Here is a 21,309-nt window from a genome sequence, read left to right on the forward strand (position 1 = left end):
GTAAAGCAAATACCCAAGCCCGACTTGCTCGCTGAATGGCAAGTTGGCCCGTCAGAAAGCAAGCTGAATCGTGTGGTTGATTCAGCTGCCGTCGGGCACAATTGCAAGATCGGAGCCAGGCCACAGGGCCGTTCGGCAGGCATCCGCGCAATTGACGCCTGCGCATCTCAGGGAGGAAACACGTGCCATCAGGAGCACCGCCGGAGGGAAGCCGCACGCCCATGCCGCGCTGGCTCATAAGACCGCTCGCCGGTGACAGCCTTCCACGGAAGCAGCAACTCGCCCTTGCCATCAGGCGTTTGCTGGTCCTGTTGTGGACGCAGGATTCCGCCAAGTTCGGTGGCATGCCGCCGACACAGGCGAAGCTGGCGGAACTGCTGGACACCAACTCCACTTCTTTGTCCCGGTTTGCCAGCCTTGATCCCCGGATCCCGAGCCGGAAATTTATCGATGACCTCTATAGGGAGGCTTGCCTGTGCGCCACTGTCGGCGGCGTCCAGGTCGACATCACCCTTGAGGCATTGCAGGATCTGCGCACCAGCGCAGACGGCGAAAGGCGGGGCTGCACGTCCTGCGTTGAGCTGGGCGGGCGAATCGATTCGCTCACCGCTCAGCCCAACGCCCCCTGCTCCGCGTGCGTGGCCCGTGAGAAGGAGCAGGAAGACACCGCCGCTCTGGTGGCATCCCTCCGCCAGGAGATTGCCGGACTGCGGGCCAAGATGCAGGCCCTGGAGACGTCCGAGGCCGGCCCGCAAGCGTGCCTAGCCATGGCCAAGGCTCGCCGGACTCCGCTGCCGGTCCCCCGCCACCAGCGGGACCGGCAGCGGAGCCAGAAGGAAGTGGCCGTGGCACGGCAGCTGGCGGCACAGGCACGCGAGCTGGACAGCACTGGCCAGCCGGACGAAGCCCTGGCCCTCCTCCGGCGCGGCACCACCGAACTGCTGGGCCCCGCCGAGACCGCACTGGTCATCGTGGAGCTGAGGCAGCAGAATCGCGATCACCTGGCAGACAACCTGATCCACGTCTATGGCCGCGACCAGGAAGACGGGTCTGTGATGAGGGTTGCGGCGGAGCTGCATGAGGAAGGAGCGGCAGATGACGCCGGCGCCGTACTGCGGGCAGCCCTGAAGTGACAGCCGGCAGGGCAGTGGGTGTCTTGATCCGCCACCGGACGGTACGGAACCGCCCTGCCGTCATGCCGCGCCTGCTTCGGATTCGTCATGCATGTTCCTGGTCGGTGGACGTCGTCCAGGTCGTATCCCGTGCGGCTGTCCAGTGGAGCAGCTCCGCGATCAGTCCGACCGCGCACTCCTTCAGGCCGGCGTGCTGAAGCCGACGTTGCCGGTTGGCATCACTTTCGGCACCTCTGCCCCGCTCCAGCGCCGCGGCCGCCCGCTTGAGCCGGGGGGCCATTGCTTCCGGGCGTTGGTCTCGTTCATGACCACCCGCGCCCACGCTTCGGCAGTCCCGCCCACTGAGTGGCGGGACTGCCGAAAGGCCCAGGCCGACACGGTACGGTCCCGAGAGGAGCAGAGCTGCCACCGCGGAGGCGTCCCATCTGCGCCATCTCATGCTGTGCGCCGTGCCCGACGCACAGCTAACGAGCGTCGGGAATGTCGTGCTCCTGGTCGGTGCCCTCAGCGGTTCCGCCGCCCCCTTAATCCGAGTGCATCCGGCTGGGATGCACGTGAGGCCGGTACACGCCTGCGGCACCCACGGATTACGGTCACCCGGCAGTCGCCAGTTCCGCCCTCCCGAACAACAGGGCGTAGCCAGGCGGCAGTTGGGAGAGGATGCGGTCGGTCAGGTCGGGGGGGAGCTTGGTGGAGAGGGTGGTCAGGACCGAGCTGACGTCCCAGCGGGCGGTTGCCGGGGTCGAGTCGGGGATCCGGGTGGATACCGAGTCCACGAACTCGCGGGCCGTCAGGGGCTCGGGGACCGGGATCTGGGCGGCGATCAGGCGGCCGGCCTCGGGGGGCAGGGACCGGGCCAGGGCGACGCGTTCGTCGCCGGTGACGTGGCTGCCGAGGGCGGACAGGACGATGCGGGTGATGCGCTCGGCCTCCGTCCGGGTCGGGTAGCGGCCCGCCTCGCGGACGGCCTCGGTCAGGTTCTCCCAGGCCGCCGAGTCGGCGGGGCTCGGGTGCGGCTTCGGCAGGGGCACCGCCGCAGTCACCATCGAGGCCGATGCCCTGGGCGCCGTACTCCTCGCCGTCTTGAGCGTCGCGTTCGTCGCCTGCTTGGGCGCCGCGGTGGTCGCCGGGGTGGTCATCGTCAAGGCTCCTTCTCGGGGGCACGTCGGGCGGGTGCCGGGCGTCCGGTTGATCCAGAGGTTTCGTACCCCGTCGCGGGGCGGCCAGGCCGGGACGGGTGGGCAGGGTTCGGGGCCGGACGGCCCGGCGCGGGGCGGGACTTCCGGGGTTCCGGGCTTCCGGGGTTCCGGACTTCCGGGGTTCCGGGCTTCCGGGGTTCCGGACTTCCGGGGTTCCGGGGTTCCGGACTTCCGGAGGTCCGGGGTTCCGGAGGTCCGGGGTTCCGGAGGTTCGGGTCCCGCCCCGCGTCGGGGGTGTCAGCCTGCGATCTGCTTGCGGGAGGGGGTCCCGCCGGTGATCTGGATACGGCGCGGCTTCGCCTGCTCGGCGACCGGGATGCGCAGCGTCAGGACGCCGGACTCGTAGGAGGCGTCGATGCGGTCCGTGTCGAGGGTGTCACCGAGGAAGAGCTGGCGGGTGAAGGTGCCTGTCGGCCGCTCGGCGACCAGCGTCTCCGCGTTCTCGGGGGCGGGGCTGCGGCGCTCGGCGCGGACATTGAGGACGTTGCGCTCGACGTCCAGCTCGATCGTCTCCGGATCGACACCGGGGAGGTCGAAGTGGACCAGGAATTCGTCACCGGCACGGTACGCGTCCATCGGCATCGCGGCCGGACGGGCGGTGCTGCCGAGGACCTGCTGCGCGAGTCGGTCGAATTCGCGGAACGGGTCGGTGCGCATGAGCATCACGGGTCACTCCCTTCGTTCAGGTGCTGGGTGCGATGCCCTATGGCTATTTATATAGCTCGGAGAGGGAAAGTTGACAACCCTCGACTCAGGTTAGGTAAGCGTGTCCGCCTGCGCGTTAGCCTCGGCCTCCTCTACGACATTCGGAGGCATGCATGGCCAGGATCCCCAGCGCTGTCGTCGCCGCGAGCGGGCTCGTCGGCGGGTACGGAGTCGCCCGGTGGACGAAGAGGCGGCCGCTCGGCGGGGCCGTGCTCGCCGTCGCCGGGGCCGCCGCCGCGCGGCAGTGGCGCAAGCAGGCCGGGAACGCCGCCGCGGGCGCGCTCACCGCCGCCTACGTCGGCGCCTTCGCCGGCTCCCACCCGCTCGCCAAGAAGGTCGGCGCCTGGCCCTCCGTCCTCGGCGTCGCCGGTGCCGTCGCCCTCGCCTCCTGGGCCGTCGCCGACCGCAACGGCCTGAGGAGCCGGCGCGACGGACGAGCAGAGGCGTCGCCGGGCGCGCCGTAAGCCCGGCCCTCTGCTCGTCCCAGCGCCCAGTCCCAGCCCCAGCCCCTCCACCGTCACCGCTCCCCCGCCGTCACCCCTCCACCGCCGTCAGCGGCCTCGCCACGTCCTCCAGCGAGCGCCGTTCCGCCCGTACCGCCAGCGCCGCCGCCACCAGCCCCGCCGCGCACATCAGTGCCGCCCCGATGGAGAAGGCCAGGACCGTGTCGCCGACCCTGCCGGTGCCGGTGAGGTCCGCGAACAGCAGCGGGCCGCTGACGCCGCCGGCCGCCGTGCCCAGGGCGTAGAAGAAGGCGATGGACATCGCGCGCGTCTCCATCGGGAAGATCTCCGACACCGTCAGATACGCGCTGGACGCGCCCGCCGAGGCGAAGAAGAGGACCGCGCACCAGCACGCCGTCAGCGTCGTCGCGTCGAGCACGCCCCGGCCGAACAGCCACGCCGTGCCGAACAGCAGCAGGCCCGACAGCAGGTACGTCGAGGAGATCATCACCCGGCGGCCGACCGTGTCGAACAGCTTGCCCAGCAGCAGCGGGCCGACGAAGTTTCCGACGGCGATGACCGCGAAGTAGTAGCCCGTACGATCCGTCGGCACCCCGAAGAACTTCGTCAGGATCGCGCCGAAGCCGAAGGTGATCGCGTTGTACAGGAACGCCTGCCCGATGAAGAGGGAGAAGCCGAGCACCGCGCGCTTGCGGTACTGCCCGAAGACCGTGCGGGCGATCTCCCCGAAGGTGACGCTCTTGCGCTGGTGGATGCTCAGGCGCGCGTCCACCGCCGGCAGCCGGGTGCCCTTCTCCGCCTCCACCTGCCGTTCGATGCCGGCGACGATCTCCTCCGCCTCCTCGTCCCGGCCGTGGATCAGCAGCCACCGCGGACTCTCCGGGACGTGCCGTCGTACCAGCAGGATCACCAGCGCCAGTACGGCGCCCAGCGCGAAGGTCAGCCGCCAGCCCACGTTCGCCGGCAGCAGGCCGGTGTTCAGCGCCACGATGGACAGCAGCGAGCCGCCCACCGCGCCCAGCCAGAAGCTGCCGTTGATGATCAGGTCGACGCGGCCGCGGTAGTGGGCCGGGATCAGCTCGTCGATCGCGGAGTTGATCGCCGCGTACTCGCCGCCGATGCCGAAGCCGGTCAGGAAGCGGAAGAGGAAGAACCACCAGGCTTCCCAGGAGACGGCGGTCAGGGCCGTCGCCACCAGGTACACCGCGAGGGTGATCATGAACAGCTTCCTGCGGCCGTAACGGTCGGTCAGCCGGCCCCAGAACAGGGCGCCGACGCACGCGCCCGCGACGTACAGCGCGGCGGCCACGCCGGTGATCTGGCCGGATGTGATCGACAGGCCGCTGCCCGGTTCGGCCAGACGGCTGGCGATGTTGCCGACGACCGTGACCTCCAGGCCGTCCAGGATCCATACGGTGCCCAGGCCGATCACGATCGTCCAGTGCCAGCGGGACCAGGGGAGACGGTCGAGGCGGGCCGGGATGTCGGTGCTGATGGTCCGCCCACCGGCATCCCCAAGACCCCGGCCACCGCCACCCGCCGGAACGCCACCCTCACCCGTTCGGCCGGTCCCGCCCGGCTCACCGACTCCCCGCGACGCCTTCTCGGCTCCTGTCATCGGCTCCCTCCTCGTCGAGGACGCCCCCCGCAGCGGAGGGACGGCAGGACGACGGATACCCCCGCGCCGCGGTTCCAGGCGCCGGACGACGCCGCGTCAGCCACCCACCGCCCGCGACACGGTGAAGATCAGCAGTCCCGCCAGTGATCCCACCACCGTGCCATTGATCCGGATGAACTGCAGATCACGCCCGATGTGCGCCTCGATCTTCCGGGTGGTGTGCTCGGCGTCCCAGCCGGCCACCGTGTCCGTGATCAGAGAGGTGATCTCCGCCCGGTAGGTCGTCACGACGTGCACCGCCGCGCCCTCCAGCCAGCTGTCCACCTTCTCCTGCATCTTCGGCTCGCTCGCCATCCGCGCGCCCAGGGACAGCAGCGCCGACCGCAGCCGCGTCCGCAGCTCGCTGCGCTCGTCCTCCGCCGCCGCGACGACCATCGACCGTACGGCCGTCCACGCGGACGCGATCAGGTCCTGCACCTCGCCGCGGCCCAGCACCTCGCCCTTGAGCCGCTCCACCCGCGCACGGGTCTCCGTGTCCGACTGGAGATCGGAGGCGAAGTCGGTGAGGAAACGGTCCAGCGCGCCGCGCGCCGGATGGGACGGCATGTCCCGCATCTCCGCGCAGAAGCGCAGCAGCTCCTTGTAGACCCGCTCGCCGACCTTGCGGTCCACGAACCGCGGGGTCCAGCCGGGCGCCCCGCCCTGCACGGCGCCCATCACGTTGTCGCCGTGCAGCACCAGCCAGTCGTGGGCCCGCGAGACCACCAGGTCCACGGCCCGCTTGTGACCGCCGTCCGCGACGACCTTCTCCAGCATCTTGCCGAGCCCCGGCGCGATCTCCCGCGCCCCGGCCCGCCGGGTGATCGCCTCCCCCACCACCGCCTGCACATCCGAGTCCCGCAGCACCGTGAGCGCGCCGCGCAGCGCGGTCGCCAGCTCCGCCGTCACCCGGTCCGCGTGCTCCGGCTCGGCCAGCCACGCGCCCAGCCGGGCGCCGATGCCGACGGCGCGCAGCCGCTGCCGTACGACGTCCTGGGAGAGGAAGTTCTCGCCCACGAACTCGCCCAGCGAGACGCCCAGCTGGTCCTTCTTGGTCGGGATGATCGCGGTGTGCGGGATCGGCAGCCCGAGGGGGTGGCGGAAGAGCGCGGTGACCGCGAACCAGTCCGCCAGCGCGCCCACCATGCCGGCCTCCGCCGCCGCGGAGACGTAGTCCGCCCAGGCCCCGGCGCCCGCGTTCCCGGCCAGCTTGGACAGGACGTAGACCACGGCCACGAACAGCAGCAGGCCCGTCGCGGTGAGCTTCATGCGCCGCACTCCGCGCCGGCGCTCCTCGTCGGCCGGGGTGAAGGCCGTCATCGTCCGGTACGACGCGGCCGGCCCGGCGGTCTCGGTCTCGGTAGGTTCCATCAGCTCCACCCGTTCGGTGATCCCGCGCACAATTGTCCTCTCCTGACCGACTCCCGGAACGGAACAGGAGTTCCCGGCGTCTGTTCGGGCGGGGGCTTGCACCCGAGGGGCCGGATGTCCGGCCCGGCCCATGAAGCATCATGGACTCATCAAGACCGGAGCCCGGAGCTCCCTCGCCCGAGGAGAACGGCACCAGCGTGACCAGCCGGCAGGACGGGACCCCCGAGGAGCCCCGCGCACCGCATCCCAGCACACCGCATCCCACACAGGACCCCAGCGCACCGCGCCCGCACCGCACGAAGTACCTCGCCCTGCTCTGCGGGCTCGTCGCGCTGGTGGTGGCCGTCAGCGCCGGGATCTACGTCACCACGGCGACCGGCGACCACACCGCCGGCGGCACCCTCGCCGACGACCGCCCGCACCACGGCTCCGCCGCGCCCGTCTCCGCCGGCACCTGGGTCGGTTCCTGGGCGAGCGCCCCCGTCGGCGGCGAGCCGGGCACCGAGACGGCCGGCCTCGCGGGCCGCTCCGTGCGCAACGTCGTCCACGCGGACGCCGGGGGTACGAGTGCCCGGATCACGCTGTCCAACCTCTACGGCCAGACACCGCTGGACATCACCCACGCCACGATCGCGCTGTCCGCCGGGGACGCCACCGCGGCGGCCGACGCGGACACCATGCGGCGGCTCACCTTCGGCGGCGCCAGCGGCGTCGTCATACCCGCGGGCGAACAGGTCGTCAGCGACGCGGTGCGCCTGGTCGTACCCCATGACACGGACGTCCTCGTCACCACGTACTCCCCCACCCCCTCCGGGCCGGTCACCTACCACCCGCACGCGCAGCAGACCTCGTACGTCGCCGCCGGGGACCGCACCGAGGACTCCACCGGCGAGCCCTACACCCAACGGACGCCGTACTGGCGGTATCTGACCGCGCTGGACGTGCTCGGCGACGAGGCCGACGGCACGGTCGTCGTCTTCGGCGACTCCATCACCGACGGCATCACCTCCACCGTCGACGCCAACCGCCGCTGGCCCGACGTCCTCGGCGACCGGCTGCGCTCGGCGCTCGCCGGCGGGGAGCGGCTGCCGCGCTACAGCGTCGTCAACGAGGGCATCAGCGGCAACCAGGTCCTCGCCGACGGGCTCGGTCGCCCCGCGGAGAACCAGAGCGGGCTCGGCCGCTTCGGGCGCGACGCGCTCTCCCGGACCGGTGTCAGGGTGGTCGTCATCGACCTCGGCATCAACGACATCCTGCGCGACCCGCACCTCGACGGCCCCGACCGCATCCTCACCGGTCTGCGCACCCTGGTCCGCGAGGCGCACGCGCGCGGGCTGAAGGTCGTCGGGGCGACCCTGATGCCGTTCCGGGGCCACCGGGGCTGGACGCCCGCGCGGGAGGCCGTACGGCAGCAGATCAACGCGCAGATCCGCGCGGGCCGGGTGTACGACGCGGTGGCCGACTTCGACAAGGCCCTGCGCGACCCGTACGACCCGCGCCGCCTGCGCCCCGACTACGACTCCGGCGACCATCTGCACCCCAGCGACCTCGGCTTCGCCACGATGGCCAGGGTCTTCGACCTGCACACCCTGAAGGGCGGCGGACAGACGGAACTGTGAGGGCCGGGCCGGGGGGCCGGGCCGGGGGGCCGGACACGGCCGCCGCCGGACCGCAGGCGAGCGCGCGACGGACCTCGGACCGCAGGCGAGCGCGACGGACGCCGGGCCACCGTAGGCGGACGCGACGGACGCCGGGCCACCGCAGGCGAGCGCGACGGACGCCGGACCCTAGCCGGGCGCGACGGACGCCGGGCCACCGTAGGCGGACGCCGGACCGCAGGCGAGCGCGACGGGCGCCGGGCCACCGTAGGCGGGCGCGGCGGACGCCGGACCCTAGCCGGGCGCGACGGACGCCGGACCGCAGCCGGGCGCGACGGGCGTCGGCGGCGGAAGCAGACAGGCGCGGCAGGTGCCGGTGCCCGGCGGCTGACGGCATCCGTGACGGGCGGCCCGCGGCGGCGAGGGGGAGGCCGGCGGCGGTCAGCGGTGGCCGGGAGGAATACTGGGCGGCATGACCCGCCTGATCCTCGCCACCCGCAACGCCGGAAAGATCACCGAGCTGAGGGCCATCCTGGCCGACGCCGGGCTGCCCCATGAGCTGGTCGGGGCCGATGCCTTCCCCGAGATCCCCGACGTCAAGGAGACCGGCGTCACCTTCGCCGAGAACGCCCTGCTCAAGGCGCATGCCCTGGCGCGGGCCACCGGACTGCCCGCGGTCGCCGACGACTCCGGCCTGTGCGTGGACGTCCTCAACGGCGCGCCCGGCATCTTCTCCGCCCGCTGGGCCGGCCGGCACGGCGACGACAAGGCCAACCTCGATCTGCTCCTCGCCCAGCTCTCCGACATCGCCGCGGAACACCGCGCGGCCCACTTCGCCTGCGCCGCCGCCCTGGCCCTGCCGGACGGCACCGAGCGCGTGGTGGAGGGCCGGCTGCGCGGCACCCTGCGACACGAGCCCGCCGGCACCAACGGCTTCGGCTACGACCCGATCCTCCAGCCCGAGGGCGACACCCGCACCTGCGCCGAGCTGACCGCCGCCGAGAAGAACGCCATCAGCCACCGCGGCAAGGCGTTCCGCGCGCTGGTACCGGCGGTGCGGGAGCTGCTCGGCTGATCTCACCCACGGCTCAACTCTGGTGCGGCCGGAGGGACTCGAACCCTCACGGGAGTTACCCCACTGGGACCTAAACCCAGCGTGACTGCCAATTCCACCACGGCCGCCTGGTGCTGCCCGGCCATGCTAGCGGCCGGGCAGCGGGTTCAGATGCCCAGATCCTTGATGATCTTCGCTACATGGCCGGTGGCGCGGACGTTGTAGAAGGCGTGGGAGACCTTGCCGTCCTCGTCGACGACGATCGTGGAGCGGATGATGCCCAGGTAGGTCTTGCCGTAGTTCTTCTTCTCGCCGAAGGCGGCGTAGGACTCGGCGACCTTCTTGTCGGGGTCGGCGACGAGGGTGACCTTGAGGGACTCCTTCTCGCGGAACGCGGCCAGCTTCTCCGGGGTGTCCGGGGAGATGCCGATGACGTCGTAGCCGGCGCCGGCCAGCAGGTCGAGGTTGTCGGTGAAGTCGCAGGCCTGCTTGGTGCAGCCTGGAGTAAGCGCCGCGGGGTAGAAGTACACGATGACCTTGCGGCCCTTGTGGTCCGCGAGGGAGACCTCGTTACCGTCGGCGTCCGGGAGGGTGAAGGCGGGGGCCACGTCCCCCGGCTGGAGTCGCTCGCTCATCGGACCAGCGTAACCGGGGCCCCTTGCGGTGCGGCTCGGGCTGGAGCTGACAGACTGTCCGGAACAGGACAGCAGATTTCGGCAGACTTCGGAGGCCGTACGGTGGCGGACACGGCGGACACCAGAACCCCGGCGCAGATCGAGGCGGACATCAGGCGCCGCCGCGAAGTGCTGGCCGAGACGCTCGACGAGATCGGGGTGCGGGTGCATCCGAAGACGATCGTCGGGGACGCGAAGGCCAAGGCCGTAGCGAACATCGATCACACCGTGGGACGTGCGTATGTGCAGGTCAACCGGGTGGTGAGCGAGGTCAGGGCGCAGTTCACGGACGAGGACGGCCGGCTGCGCGCGGAGCGGGTCGTGCCGGTCGCGCTCGTGGTGGCCGGGGTGGTGGGCCTCATCGCCCTGTCCCGCAAGCGCGGGCGCTGAAACGGACGCACCGGGCAGGACGGCCACCCAGCGGGTCACGGGCGCGTCGAAGGCAGGTAGGTTCGAGGCGTGAGCGCCAAGAGACACGAGCAGAGCACCCCGCAGCACGACAAGCTGCCCATCCGGATGCTGCACGACCGGGTGCTGGTCAAGCAGGAGACCGGTGAGGGCGAGCGGCGGTCGGGCGGCGGCATTCTCATTCCCGCCACCGCGGCGGTCGGCCGCCGGCTGGCCTGGGCCGAGGTCGTCGCGGTCGGCCAGAACGTCCGGACCGTGGAACCCGGCGACCGCGTCCTGTTCGACCCGGAGGACCGGGCCGAGGTCGAGGTGCGGGGCGTGGCGTACGTCCTGATGCGCGAGCGCGACCTGCACGCCGTGGCCGCGGACCGCTTCGAGGGGTCGGAGGACTCGACCGGGCTCTACCTGTGAGGCCGTAGCGGGCCGGAAATCGCGGAGGAGGGCTGGTGACCATCGTCACCAACCCTCCTCCGCGTGGTTTTGCTAGCTTCGGAGGCGAGCCCGACGAGACGCGCCGTACCGGGATGCAGGCAAAGACGACGCACCGGAAGAGAAACGCCGTACGTCTCGGAGGTGCCGTCGTGGCCTGGGTTCTGCTTGTCGTGGCCGGTCTGCTGGAAGTGGGCTGGTCGATCGGGATGAAGTACAGCGAGGGTTTCACCCGGCCGCTGCCCAGTGTGCTCACCGGTGCCGGGATCGTCGCCAGCATGCTGCTGCTGTCCTGCGCCGCCCGCTCCCTGCCCATCGGTACCGCCTACGGGGTGTGGGTCGGTATCGGCGCGGCCGGGGCGGCGGTGCTCGGCATGGTGGTGCTCGGTGAGCCGGTCACCGCCGCCCGGATCTTCTTCGTGTGCCTGCTGCTGGTCGCCGTGGTGGGATTGAAGGCGACCAGCAGCTAGCGCGGGCTTGGCTCACGTGCCGGGGCCGCCTGCGCCGCCCCCGGCGATGGTGCCGGTGCCGCCGCCCGCGGCCGCGCCGCCGCCACCCGTGCCCGTACCGCCGTCACCGGGTGCGCCGCCGGCCGCGGTACCGCCGCCGCCCGTGGTGGGATCGCCGCCCGTGCCGCCGCCGACGGTGGCCGGGTCGGGACCGGTCGTGCCGCCGCCGGTGGTGCCGCCGCCCGTGGTGTCACCGGTGGTGTCACCGCCGGTCGTCGCGCCGCCGTCGGTCGCGGTACCGGTGGTGCCGCCGTCGGTGGGGCTGCCGCTGGTGCTGTCGCCCGGCTCGGTGGAGGCGCCGGTGTCGCCGCCGTCCGTGGTGGCGGAGGCGCTGGGGTCGCCGGGGGCGGGCGGCTGCGTCTGGTCGGCGCCCTCCTGGAGCTGGAGGTCGAAGGACGAGGCCGGGGTGTTCTTCAGCGCGTCGTGGGTGTACTGGGCCCAGATCTGGGTGGGCGGGCCGCCACCGTTCATCCGGGCCTGGCCGAGCGCGCCGTACAGCGGCATGTGCTTGGCCGTCACCGGGTCCTGGCCCATCACGGAGACCACCGTGGCGAGGTCGGGGGTGTAGCCGGCGAACCAGGCGGCGGTGTCGTTCTCCGCGGTACCGGTCTTGCCGGCCGCCGGACGGCCCGCGGCCTGCGCGGCGGTGGCGGTGCCGCCCTGGACCACGCTCTTGAGCATGCTGGTGGTGGTGTCGGCGGCGCTGCGGCTGACGGCCTGCTTGACGGGCGCGTCGGGCAGCTTGACCTCGTCGGTGCCGTTGCGGGTGATCTTCTTGACCATGGTGTACGTGCCGTGCTTGCCGTGGTTGGCGAGCGTGGCGTACCCCTCCGCCATGTCCAGGACGCTGGCGGTGGCGGGGCCGAGCGCGATGGACGGGTACGGCTGGAGGTCCGGGGTGTCCGCGGGGATGCCCAGGTCGATCGCGGTCTGCTTGACCTTGGACGGGCCGACGTCGACCGCCATCTGCGCGTACACCGCGTTCACCGACAGGTCGGTGGCCTTGGTGACGGTGATCTGGCCGTACGACTTCTGGTCCTCGTTCTGCGGGGCGTACGCGCCGCCGTTCCAGCCCTGTACGGGGCGCTCGTTGGTGCCGTCGTACTGGGTGTTCGGGGTGATGCGGCGGCCGTCCTGGGTGGTGGAGCCGTTCTCCACCGCGGAGGTGAAGACGAACGGCTTGAAGGTGGAGCCGACCTGGAAGTCACCGCGGGTCGCGCCGTTGGTGTACTGCTTCACGTAATCGATGCCGCCGTACATCGCGACGACCTGGCCGGTCTTCGGGTCGACGGAGGCGCCGCCGGCCCGGACGTAGCTGTCGACCTTGTTGTTCTTCTTGTCCAGCTTGGAGACCAGCTGGTCGTTCACCGCCTTGACGAAGGCGTCCTGCTTGTCCTTCTGGATGGTGGTCGTGATGCGGTAGCCGCCGGCCTCCAACTGGTCGGAGTCCAGGATGTGGTTGGCGATCAGGTAGTGCTTGACGGCGTCCACGAGGTAGCCGCGCTGGCCGGACATGCCGGTGGACAGCGTCTGCTCCTTCGGCATCGGGAACTTCATCCCGGCGCGCTTGGACTGGCTGAGCCAGCCCTGCTTGACCATGCCGTCCAGGACGTAGTTCCAGCGGGCCACGGCCGCGGACTTGTTCTCCGGGTGCGCGACGACGTCGTACTCGCTGGGCGCGTTGACGAGCGCGGCGAGGTAGGCGGCGCGGGCCGGGTCGAGGTCCTTGGCGTCGCGGCCGTAGTAGGCCTGGGCGGCGGCCTGGATGCCGTAGGCGTTGCGGCCGAAGTAGCTGGTGTTGAGGTAGCCCTCCAGGATCTCGTCCTTGGACTTGTTCCGGTCGAGCTTGATCGAGATGAAGAATTCCTTGGCCTTGCGGGTGACCGTCTGCTCCTGGCCCAGGTAGTAGTTCTTCACGTACTGCTGGGTGATCGTGGAGCCGGACTGCTTGCCCTTGCCGGTCGCGGTGTTCCAGGCGGCGCGGAGCATCGCCTTGGGGTCGATGGCGGACTCGGTGTAGAAGTCGCGGTCCTCGGCGGCCAGTACGGCGTGCTGGGCGTCCTTGGAGACCTCGGCGAGGGTGACCTTCTCCCGGTTGACCTGGCTGTCGCGGGTGTCGCGGGCGATCTGGGAGCCGTCGGCGTAGAGGTAGACGTTCGCCTGCTTGGTGGCGAGGGCGTTGGCGGGCGGGATGTCGACGAGGGAGTAGCCCACGAAGAACAGCCCGATGACCGCGAGCACGACGAAGACGAAGCCGCCGAGCACCATCTTCCAGGTCGGCAGGAGGCGCCGCCATCCGGTGCGCTTGGGCTTCTTGGCCTTCTTCTTGCCCTTGCCCTTGCCGTCGTCGGCGCCGGTGGCGGTGGTGGTGTCCGCGGCGGAGGGGGGCGTCGGGCCGGAGCCGGTCGCGGTACGGGGGCCGGCGGCGGCGCCGTCGGCGGTGGTCGCGGAGTTCGCGGCGTTCGGGGCGTTCGGGGCGTTCGCGGCACCGGCGAAGCCCGCGGCGCCCGCGGCTCCGGCCGTGCCCGCCGCCTTCGCGGTGCCGGCGGCGGCCGCGGCACCGGCGGCACCGGCGGCGGCCGCGCCTGCCGCGCGGGCGGCGCCCGGCCGGGAGCCGGTCGTGTGGGAGGTGGGGCCGGTCGCGGCCGTACCCGCCGTGGCGGGACCGCCCGTCTCGCCCTTGCGCGGGGCGCTGACACGGCGGAGCACCTGGGTGGTCTCGGGCGCCGGCGGGTTCTGGCCGGACTTGCCGGACCGACCGGACGTGCCGGACCGACCGGACGTGCCGGACTGACCGGACGTGCCAGGCTCACCGGGCTTCCCGGAGCCCTGGGACTCCCGCGGCGGCGTGACGCGGCGCAGCACCTGGGTGCTCTCGGCCGGCTGCTCGGGCGTACGGGCGCCGGGCACCTGCGGCTTGCCGGCGCCGGACGGCTTGCCGGAGTCGCCGCGCTCGTCGGTGCCCTCGGCGGCCGGGGCCCCGCCCTTGTCGGTGCGGGCGTCCCGCGCCGCCTGCCGGGCACGGGCGATGGAGGCCGTACGGTCCTGCGGCGCGGGCACGGAACGGCGCGCCGTGTCGGCGGCCGCCGCGTCCGCGTCGCGGGCGGCGTCCCGGTCACCGGCGGGCGCCTCCCCACCCGCGGCTGCGTCCTGGCTCCTGCCCGCCCCTCGGGTCTCGTCGGCGCCCTGCGCCTTCCCGGCGGCCCCGGTCTTGCCGGAGCCCTCGGTCTCGCGGGCACCCTCGGCCCGCCCGCCGGACCTCCCGGTCCCCGCGGCCCCCTCGGCCTTCCCGGACTCCTCGGACTCCTCGGGCTTCTCCGGCCTCCCCTGCTCCTCGGTGTCCTTCACCCGTCCGGCCCCCTGCGCGGGGGTGGTGGGGGATCCCGGCGTCGGGCTCCCGGGCCTCGCAGCCGGCAGCGGCTTATCCGGTGCCACGCCTTCCTTCGGCTGCTGCGGCTGTGGCTCGTCGCTCATGTCGTGCACGGACTCCTGTTTCGCGTCGTACGTTCCCGTACGCCTTCTGCGGCCCCCCAGTTTGAAGACTCTCGCACCTGGCGTTCCGTTCCCGGATTCCGGCACGCTTCGGCCACAAAATGCGTGGCAGGCCGCCGGGCCTCCGGACTAGGCTCCTGCGCTTCGGTGTCGAGCGGTCCGAGGAGGTCGACTGACGTGGGCGCGGGACGGTTGTACGCGGCCGTGGCGTTAGGGGGATTCAGACGGTACGCGACGTATAGGGCCGCTACTGCGGCAGGGGTCTTCACCAATACGGTCTTCGGGCTCATTCTCGTCTACACCTACAAGGCCCTATGGGACCTGAAACCGCATCTGGGGGGATACGACCAGGCGCAGGCCGTCACCTATGTGTGGCTGGGGCAGGCCTTCCTGTCGACGCTCGCGATCAGCGGCGGGGGCGTCGAAGACGAACTGATGGAACGCATCCGCACGGGGGACGTGGCGATCGACCTGTACCGGCCGGCCGACCTCCAGCTGTGGTGGCTGGCCGCCGACCTCGGCCGGGCGTTCTTCCAGCTGCTGGGGCGGGGCGTGGTGCCGTTCGTCTTCGGCGCGCTGGTCTTCCCGGCGTACCTGCCGTCCGCTCCGGGCACCTGGGCCGCGTTCCTGCTGGCCGTGCTGCTGGCGATGCTGGTCGGCTTCGGCCTGCGCTATCTGGTGGCGCTGAGCGCGTTCTGGCTGCTGGACGGCACCGGGGTGGGCCAGATGACGTGGCTGCTCGGCTACTTCTGCTCGGGGATGCTGCTGCCGCTGAACGTGTTTCCGGGGGCGCTCGGCACCGTCGTACGCGCCCTGCCCTGGTCCTCGCTCCTCCAGGCGCCGGCGGACATCCTGCTCGGGCACGGGGACCCGGCGCGCACCTATCTGTTCCAGGGGGCGTGGGCCGTGGTGCTGCTCGGTGCCGGGCGGCTGCTCCAGTCGGTGGCGACGCGGCGGGTGGTGGTGCAGGGTGGCTGAGCGCGGGCGGCTCGCGGAGGGCGCGCGGGCATACGGGCTGATCGCCGGGATGTGGATCCGGTCCACGATGGCGTACCGGGCGTCGTTCGCGATGACCACGTTCGGGAGTTTCGCGGCGACCTTCTTCGATTTCGTCGCGATCATGCTGATGTTCTCGCGGGTGCGTGCCCTCGGCGGCTGGTCGCTGCCCGAGGTGGCGTTCCTGTACGGCCTGTCGGCGGTCTCCTTCGGGCTTGCGGACCTGGTGACCGGCTCGCTGGACCGGCTGGGGCGGCGGCTGCGGGACGGCACGCTGGACGCGCTGCTGGTGCGGCCGGCGCCGATACTGGCGCAGGTGGCGGCGGACCGGTTCGCGCTGCGCCGCCTGGGCCGGCTGGCCCAGGGCTCGCTGGTGCTGGGCTGGGCGCTGACCCGGCTGGACGTCGACTGGAGCGCGGGCCGGGTGCTGCTGATGCCGCTGGCGGTGCTCGCCGGCTGCGGGATCTTCTGCGCGGTGTTCGTGGCCGGGGCGGCCTTCCAGTTCGTGGCGCAGGACGCGGCCGAGGTGCAGAACGCGTTCACGTACGGCGGTACGACGCTGCTCCAGTACCCGCCGACGGTGTTCGGGAAGGACCTGGTGCGCGGGGTGACGTTCGTGCTGCCGCTGGCCTTCGTCAACTGGCTGCCCGCGAGCTACATCCTCGGGCGGCCCTATCCGCTGGACCTGCCGGGCTGGCTGGCCTGGACGACCCCGCTGGTGGCGGCGGCCTGCTGCGCGCTGGCCGGGCTGGCCTGGCGGGCGGGACTTCGTTCGTACCGGAGCACAGGGAGCTAGGACCTCATGGACGTCAGGGACGACTTCATCGCGCTGGAGGAGGTGGAGAAGGTCTTCTCGGTGCGCCGCAAGACCGGTTTCCTCCAGCGGGAGCGGCACGAGGTGCGGGCGGTGGACTCGCTGTCGTTCACCGTGGCGCGCGGGGAGATGGTGGGCTACATCGGGCCGAACGGCGCGGGCAAGTCGACCACGATCAAGATGCTGACCGGCATCCTGACGCCGAGCGGGGGCCGGCTGCGGGTCGCGGGCATCGACCCCGCGCGCGAGCGCCGCCGTCTCGCGCACCGGATCGGGGTGGTGTTCGGGCAGCGCACCACGCTGTGGTGGGACCTGCCGCTGCTCGACTCCTACCGGCTCGCGCACCGCATGTACCGCATTCCGGACGCCCGTTACCGGGAGAACCTGGACCGGCTGGTCGAACTCCTGGAGCTGCGCACCCTGTTGGACACCCCAGTGCGCCAGCTCTCGCTGGGGCAGCGGATGCGCGGGGACATCGCGGCGGCGCTGCTGCACGACCCGGAGGTGCTGTACCTGGACGAGCCGACGATCGGCCTGGACGTCGTCTCCAAGGCCAAGGTGCGGGGCTTCCTGCGGGAGTTGAACGCCGCGAGCGGTACGACCGTGCTGCTGACCACGCACGACCTCCAGGACATCGAGCAGCTGTGCTCACGGGTGATGGTGATCGACCACGGCCGGCTGATGTACGACGGTCCGCTCGCCGGGCTGCACGAGGCCGGGGAGAGCGAGCGGACCCTGGTGGTGGACCTGGAGCGGGAGCTGCCGCCGGTGGATGTGCCGTCGGCGCGGGTGGTGCGGGTGGAGGGGCCCCGGCAGTGGCTGGCGTTCCCGGCGGGGCGGTCGGCGGCGCCGCTGGTCGCCGATCTCGCGGCGCGCTATCCGCTGGTGGACCTGTCGGTGCGGGAGCCGGACATCGAGGCCGTCATCGCCAAGATGTACGCGGAGAAGGCGGTCTCGTAGGCTGCTGCCATGACCGACGACGCACGTCCGGACCTCCGCGCCTCCGACGCCGACCGGGAACGGGTCGCCGAGGTGCTGCGCGACGCCCTCGCCGAAGGGCGCCTCGACATGGGCGAGTTCGAGGAGCGGCTGGAGGCGGCGTACGCGGCGCGTACGTACGGCGAGCTGGTCCCGATCACCCGCGATCTGCCGACCGGCTCCGCCCCCGCGCCGGTCTCCTTCACCAAGCAGCCGGTGGCGGACGGCAGTTGGGCCTCCCGCATCGTCGGCGGCGCGGGCACCTCCTCGGGCGGCGTCGCCATCCTGTCCGGCTTCGAGCGCAAGGGCCGCTGGACCGTGCCCAAGCGCTTCAACTGCCTCGCCTTCATGGGCGGCGCCGACATCGACCTGCGCGACGCGGACTTCGCCGACCGCGAGGTGGAGATCAACGTCGTGGCGATCATGGGCGGCGTCCAGGTGACCGTGCCGCCGGGCGTCGAGGTCGTCGTCCGGGGCCTCGGCATCATGGGCGCGTTCGAACACCCGCGGGACGAGGGTTTCACCGAGGAACCGGGCGCCCCGAGGGTGATCATCGGGGGGTTCGCGTTCTGGGGCGGGGTGGGGGTGGAGCACAAGGCGGGCAAACGCGCCCCGAAGGGGCGCGGGGAACTGCGCGACTAGCCAGGGCGGACCCGCACCCGACTACTTCGCGCACCCCTTCGTCAGCTCCCCCGCCGCGTCCGTCACCGGCCCCACATCCGGCGTCCGGTCCCCGTTGCGGATGGCCGTACGCACATTCCCCACGGCTTTGTCGAGATCGTCGACCGCCTTGTCGACGTCGGCGTCGTCCGTCCGGTCCCCGATCTTCCGCACGTTCCTCTCGATGGCGTCGAGCGCGGATTCGGCCTGCTCCGGATCGTGCGCGGCGTTCTCCACCGTCTGCTGGAGGCGCGTCACGCTGTCGGCGATGGTGTCGGCGGTGTGCACGCAGTCCATCGCCTTGTGTGCGGCGTCGCAGCCACCGACGAGACCGGCGGTGAGCACGGCGGTCGCCGCGATGACGGCGAGACGGCCTCGGCTGGCGGCCATGATGGTGTTCCCCTCCCCAGGGATGTCGCTGCGCTGCGTAGAGGTAGGACGCGGGGAGGGGCCACCAGGTTGCCCGTTACGGCGCGAGCGTGTCCGCCAGGGCCGCCCGCTGGTGCGCGGCCAGCGCGTCGCAGCCGCCGACCGCGAGGTCGAGCAGCGCGTTCAGCTCGTCGCGGGCGAACGGCTCCGCCTCCGCGGTGCCCTGGACCTCGACGAAGCGGCCGTCGCCGGTGCAGACGACGTTCATGTCGGTCTCGGCGCGCACGTCCTCCTCGTAGCACAGGTCGAGGAGGGGGACGCCGCCGACGATGCCGACGGAGACCGCGCTCACCGTGCCGGTCAGCGGCTGCCGGCCGGCCTTGATCAGCTTCTTGCCGCGCGCCCAGGTGACGGCGTCGGCGAGGGCGACGTACGCGCCGGTGATGGCCGCGGTGCGGGTGCCGCCGTCGGCCTGGAGGACGTCGCAGTCGAGGACGATGGTGTTCTCGCCGAGCGCCTTGTAGTCGATGACGGCGCGCAGCGAGCGGCCGATGAGCCGGGAGATCTCGTGGGTGCGCCCGCCGATGCGGCCCTTGACCGACTCGCGGTCGCCGCGGGTGTTGGTGGCGCGGGGCAGCATGGAGTACTCCGCGGTGACCCAGCCCTCACCGCTGCCCTTGCGCCAGCGTGGGACGCCCTCGGTGACGGAGGCGGTGCAGAAGACCCTGGTGTCGCCGAAGGAGACGAGGACGGAGCCCTCGGCGTGCTTGCTCCATCCGCGTTCGATGGTGACCGGGCGGAGCTGATCGGGGGTACGGCCGTCGATGCGAGACATGGCATGGAGCCTAGCCGTAGATGCGGAAGGGGCTCCTCCCGCGTCGGGAGGAGCCCCTTACCGGTGAATCCCGGCCGGATCCGGGTCTCACATCATGTCTTCGATCTCCGCGGCGATCGGGTCGGCGTCGGTGCCGATGACGACCTGCACGGCGGTGCCCATCTTGACGACGCCGTGGGCGCCGGCGGCCTTCAGGGCGGCGTCGTCCACCAGCGAGGGGTCGGACACCTCGGTGCGCAGCCGGGTGATGCAGCCCTCGATCTCCTCGATGTTGTCGATCCCGCCGAGGCCGGCGACGATCTTCTCAGCCTTGCTGGCCATGTTGCTTCTCCCCTGATCCGAACCGCTTTGTCGCAGTAACCCACAGTTGGCCCATCTTCGCGAGCGGTCATGCCGTCCGTGCCGAAGGATGGCGATCACGACAGCGGAACCGTCCGGGCAACTGGTCTACACCAGCGGAGGGACGGTCGCCAAACCGCGCCGAGTCGAGTGGCCGTCGAGTGGCCGGAGGACGCCCATGAGCGAGGGGAGCGTGGCGCGGCAGCGCTGGGGCCGGCTGTTCCAGGGCATGCAGAAGATGGGGCGCAGCCTTCAGCTGCCGATCGCGGTGCTGCCGGCCGCGGGTCTGCTGATCGGGCTCGGGCAGCCGGGCGTGGTGGGCGCGGGCGGGCTGGGCTGGACGACGGTCGCGAAGGTGATGCGGGGGGCGGGCGGGGCGCTGCTGGACGGTTCGCTGGGGCTGCCGCTGCTGTTCTGCGTGGGCGTGGCGATCGGCATGGCGAAGAAGGCGGACGGCTCCACGGCGCTCGCGGCGGTCGCGGGCTTCCTCGTCTACTACGGGGTGCTGCACCAGTTCCCGGCGGACTGCCCGGCCGGTTCGAGAACGCTGCCGGGGATCGGCTGCCGGGCCGGGGACGGGACGGTGGCGGCGTTCACCTTCCAGAATCCGGGGGTCTTCGGCGGGATCGTGCTGGGTCTGCTGGCCGCGTTCCTGTGGGCGCGGTTCCACCGGACGCGGCTGGTGGACTGGCTCGGCTTCTTCAACGGGCGCCGCCTGGTGCCGATCCTCATGGCGTTCGCGGCCATCCTGTTCGCGGCGCTGTGCCTGTGGGTGTGGCCGCCGATCGGCGCGGGGCTGGAGAGCTTCAGCCGCTGGCTGCACGCGGCCGGGGCGTGGGGGGCCGGGCTGTTCGGGGTCACCAACCGGGCGCTGCTGGTGGTGGGCCTGCACCAGTTCCTGAACGTGCCCATCTGGTTCCAGTTCGGCAGTTACCGGCAGCCGGACGGCACGGTGGTGCACGGCGACATCAGCATGTTCCTGGCGGGTGATCCGCACGCGGGGCAGTTCACCTCGGGCTTCTTCCCGATCATGATGTTCGCGCTGCCGGCCGCGGCGCTGGCGATCACGCACTGCGCGAAGCCGCACCGCCGCAAGGAGGTCGGCGGGCTGATGCTGTCGGTGGCGCTGACGTCGTTCGTCACGGGGATCACCGAGCCGATCGAGTACTCGTTCATGTTCATCGCGCCGGTCCTGTACGCGGTCCACGCGGTGCTCACCGGGGTGTCCATGGCGGTGACGTGGGCGCTGGGGGTGCACGACGGCTTCAGTTTCTCGGCGGGGCTGATCGACTACGTCATCAACTGGCACCTGGCGACCAGGCCCTGGCTGATCATCCCGATCGGCCTGTGCTTCGCGGTGGTCTACTACGCGGTCTTCCGCTTCGCCATCACCAGATTCGACCTCAGGACGCCGGGCCGTGAGCCGGAGGCGGAGACCGAGGACGCGGCGGAACTCTGACACCGCCGGACCCCCTGGCCTGCGGCCACCGCGCGTAGCGCTCCCGTCGCGGAATTCGCGGTTCCTTACGGTGCCTTCATCGTGCTACAACAGGTCTACACCAGTAAGTGGTGTAGACCAGAGACGCTGCCGTCCCCTTCCATGGTTCCCGGGCGGCGCCTTGCCT

The 21,309-nt window shown here is 71.7% G+C and carries 21 protein-coding genes, 1 tRNA gene and 1 riboswitch; of the genes, 12 read left to right on the forward strand and 10 right to left on the reverse strand.

Going from position 1 to position 21,309, the window contains the following annotated elements:
- The first annotated feature begins 221 nt into the window (after positions 1–221).
- Positions 222–1,133 carry a hypothetical protein gene (locus tag AC069R_RS01380; RefSeq protein WP_478763524.1) on the forward strand — a complete coding sequence of 304 codons (912 nt, stop codon included), beginning with the start codon at positions 222–224 and terminating at the stop codon, positions 1,131–1,133.
- Between the two features lie 593 nt (positions 1,134–1,726).
- Here AC069R_RS01380 and AC069R_RS01385 read toward each other — a convergent pair.
- The gene (locus AC069R_RS01385; RefSeq protein WP_478763691.1) at positions 1,727–2,179 is read right to left on the reverse strand and encodes a DUF2267 domain-containing protein; all 453 of its coding nucleotides are present in this window, start codon (positions 2,177–2,179) and stop codon (positions 1,727–1,729) included.
- Positions 2,180–2,569: 390 nt separating this feature from the next.
- Positions 2,570–2,995 carry an Hsp20/alpha crystallin family protein gene (locus tag AC069R_RS01390; RefSeq protein ID WP_478763526.1) on the reverse strand — a complete coding sequence of 142 codons (426 nt, stop codon included), beginning with the start codon at positions 2,993–2,995 and terminating at the stop codon, positions 2,570–2,572.
- Between the two features lie 155 nt (positions 2,996–3,150).
- Between AC069R_RS01390 and AC069R_RS01395 the strand changes: the two genes are divergently transcribed.
- Complete coding sequence (locus AC069R_RS01395; protein WP_478763528.1) at positions 3,151–3,501, forward strand: hypothetical protein; 351 nt, start codon at positions 3,151–3,153, stop codon at positions 3,499–3,501.
- A 70-nt stretch (positions 3,502–3,571) separates the two neighbouring features.
- Here the strand turns inward: AC069R_RS01395 and AC069R_RS01400 are convergent, their stop codons facing one another.
- Both AC069R_RS01400 and AC069R_RS01405 read right to left on the reverse strand, forming a co-directional pair.
- Complete coding sequence (locus AC069R_RS01400) at positions 3,572–5,119, reverse strand: MFS transporter (RefSeq protein WP_478763530.1); 1,548 nt, start codon at positions 5,117–5,119, stop codon at positions 3,572–3,574.
- A 96-nt stretch (positions 5,120–5,215) separates the two neighbouring features.
- On the reverse strand, positions 5,216–6,529 hold the full coding sequence (locus AC069R_RS01405) for a DUF445 domain-containing protein (protein ID WP_478763532.1): 1,314 nt from the start codon (positions 6,527–6,529) through the stop codon (positions 5,216–5,218).
- A gap of 140 nt (positions 6,530–6,669) precedes the next feature.
- Here AC069R_RS01405 and AC069R_RS01410 point away from each other — a divergent pair, with 140 nt between their 5' ends.
- Entirely contained in the window at positions 6,670–8,148 is a 1,479-nt protein-coding gene (locus tag AC069R_RS01410) for an SGNH/GDSL hydrolase family protein (protein WP_478763534.1), read from the forward strand.
- A 451-nt stretch (positions 8,149–8,599) separates the two neighbouring features.
- Positions 8,600–9,202, forward strand: coding sequence for an RdgB/HAM1 family non-canonical purine NTP pyrophosphatase (gene rdgB / locus AC069R_RS01415; protein ID WP_478763536.1), 603 nt, complete (start codon positions 8,600–8,602; stop codon positions 9,200–9,202).
- Positions 9,203–9,222: 20 nt separating this feature from the next.
- Here the strand turns inward: rdgB and AC069R_RS01420 are convergent.
- Together AC069R_RS01420 and bcp are read right to left on the reverse strand one after the other, a co-directional pair.
- Positions 9,223–9,309 (reverse strand) — tRNA-Leu (locus AC069R_RS01420).
- 39 nt (positions 9,310–9,348) lie between these two features.
- Complete coding sequence (gene bcp, locus AC069R_RS01425; RefSeq protein WP_478763538.1) at positions 9,349–9,816, reverse strand: thioredoxin-dependent thiol peroxidase; 468 nt, start codon at positions 9,814–9,816, stop codon at positions 9,349–9,351.
- Between the two features lie 102 nt (positions 9,817–9,918).
- Here bcp and AC069R_RS01430 point away from each other — a divergent pair, with 102 nt between their 5' ends.
- The 3 genes from AC069R_RS01430 (at position 9,919) to AC069R_RS01440 (ending at position 11,162) form a co-directional block, all read left to right on the forward strand.
- Positions 9,919–10,245, forward strand: coding sequence for a DUF3618 domain-containing protein (locus AC069R_RS01430; RefSeq protein WP_478763540.1), 327 nt, complete (start codon positions 9,919–9,921; stop codon positions 10,243–10,245).
- Positions 10,246–10,314: 69 nt separating this feature from the next.
- Entirely contained in the window at positions 10,315–10,674 is a 360-nt protein-coding gene (locus AC069R_RS01435; RefSeq protein ID WP_037651486.1) for a GroES family chaperonin, read from the forward strand.
- 70 nt (positions 10,675–10,744) lie between these two features.
- Positions 10,745–10,809: riboswitch (guanidine-III (ykkC-III) riboswitch) on the forward strand.
- 35 nt (positions 10,810–10,844) lie between these two features.
- Positions 10,845–11,162, forward strand: coding sequence for a DMT family transporter (locus tag AC069R_RS01440; RefSeq protein WP_471058156.1), 318 nt, complete (start codon positions 10,845–10,847; stop codon positions 11,160–11,162).
- 12 nt (positions 11,163–11,174) lie between these two features.
- Here the strand turns inward: AC069R_RS01440 and AC069R_RS01445 are convergent, their stop codons facing one another.
- Positions 11,175–13,910 carry a transglycosylase domain-containing protein gene (locus AC069R_RS01445; RefSeq protein WP_478763692.1) on the reverse strand — a complete coding sequence of 912 codons (2,736 nt, stop codon included), beginning with the start codon at positions 13,908–13,910 and terminating at the stop codon, positions 11,175–11,177.
- A gap of 960 nt (positions 13,911–14,870) precedes the next feature.
- On the opposite strand from AC069R_RS01445, the gene AC069R_RS01450 reads away from it, so the two are divergent.
- The 4 genes from AC069R_RS01450 to AC069R_RS01465 are packed head-to-tail and all read left to right on the forward strand — an operon-like array spanning position 14,871 to position 18,123.
- Positions 14,871–15,671, forward strand: a complete 801-nt coding sequence (locus AC069R_RS01450; RefSeq protein WP_478763543.1) for an ABC transporter permease — start codon at positions 14,871–14,873, stop codon at positions 15,669–15,671.
- Between the two features lie 49 nt (positions 15,672–15,720).
- Positions 15,721–16,485, forward strand: coding sequence for an ABC transporter permease (locus AC069R_RS01455; protein WP_478763693.1), 765 nt, complete (start codon positions 15,721–15,723; stop codon positions 16,483–16,485).
- Positions 16,486–16,491: 6 nt separating this feature from the next.
- Positions 16,492–17,463: an ABC transporter ATP-binding protein gene (locus tag AC069R_RS01460; RefSeq protein WP_478763545.1), complete on the forward strand. Its 972-nt coding sequence runs from the start codon at positions 16,492–16,494 to the stop codon at positions 17,461–17,463.
- 9 nt (positions 17,464–17,472) lie between these two features.
- Positions 17,473–18,123, forward strand: coding sequence for a DUF1707 SHOCT-like domain-containing protein (locus tag AC069R_RS01465; protein WP_478763546.1), 651 nt, complete (start codon positions 17,473–17,475; stop codon positions 18,121–18,123).
- A gap of 21 nt (positions 18,124–18,144) precedes the next feature.
- Here the strand turns inward: AC069R_RS01465 and AC069R_RS01470 are convergent, their stop codons facing one another.
- From AC069R_RS01470 to AC069R_RS01480, 3 genes are all read right to left on the reverse strand, one after another.
- The gene (locus AC069R_RS01470; protein ID WP_478763548.1) at positions 18,145–18,531 is read right to left on the reverse strand and encodes a hypothetical protein; all 387 of its coding nucleotides are present in this window, start codon (positions 18,529–18,531) and stop codon (positions 18,145–18,147) included.
- Between the two features lie 76 nt (positions 18,532–18,607).
- Positions 18,608–19,345, reverse strand: coding sequence for a ribonuclease PH (gene rph / locus AC069R_RS01475; RefSeq protein ID WP_478763550.1), 738 nt, complete (start codon positions 19,343–19,345; stop codon positions 18,608–18,610).
- Between the two features lie 87 nt (positions 19,346–19,432).
- Positions 19,433–19,666 (reverse strand): PTS sugar transporter subunit IIB, encoded by a 234-nt coding sequence (locus tag AC069R_RS01480; protein ID WP_361248011.1) that lies wholly within the window; start codon positions 19,664–19,666, stop codon positions 19,433–19,435.
- 196 nt (positions 19,667–19,862) lie between these two features.
- On the opposite strand from AC069R_RS01480, the gene AC069R_RS01485 reads away from it, so the two are divergent.
- Positions 19,863–21,143, forward strand: coding sequence for a PTS transporter subunit EIIC (locus tag AC069R_RS01485; protein ID WP_478763553.1), 1,281 nt, complete (start codon positions 19,863–19,865; stop codon positions 21,141–21,143).
- The last annotated feature ends 166 nt before the right edge of the window (positions 21,144–21,309 follow it).

The sequence above is a fragment of the Streptomyces sp. NPDC043952 genome, assembly GCF_056435325.1.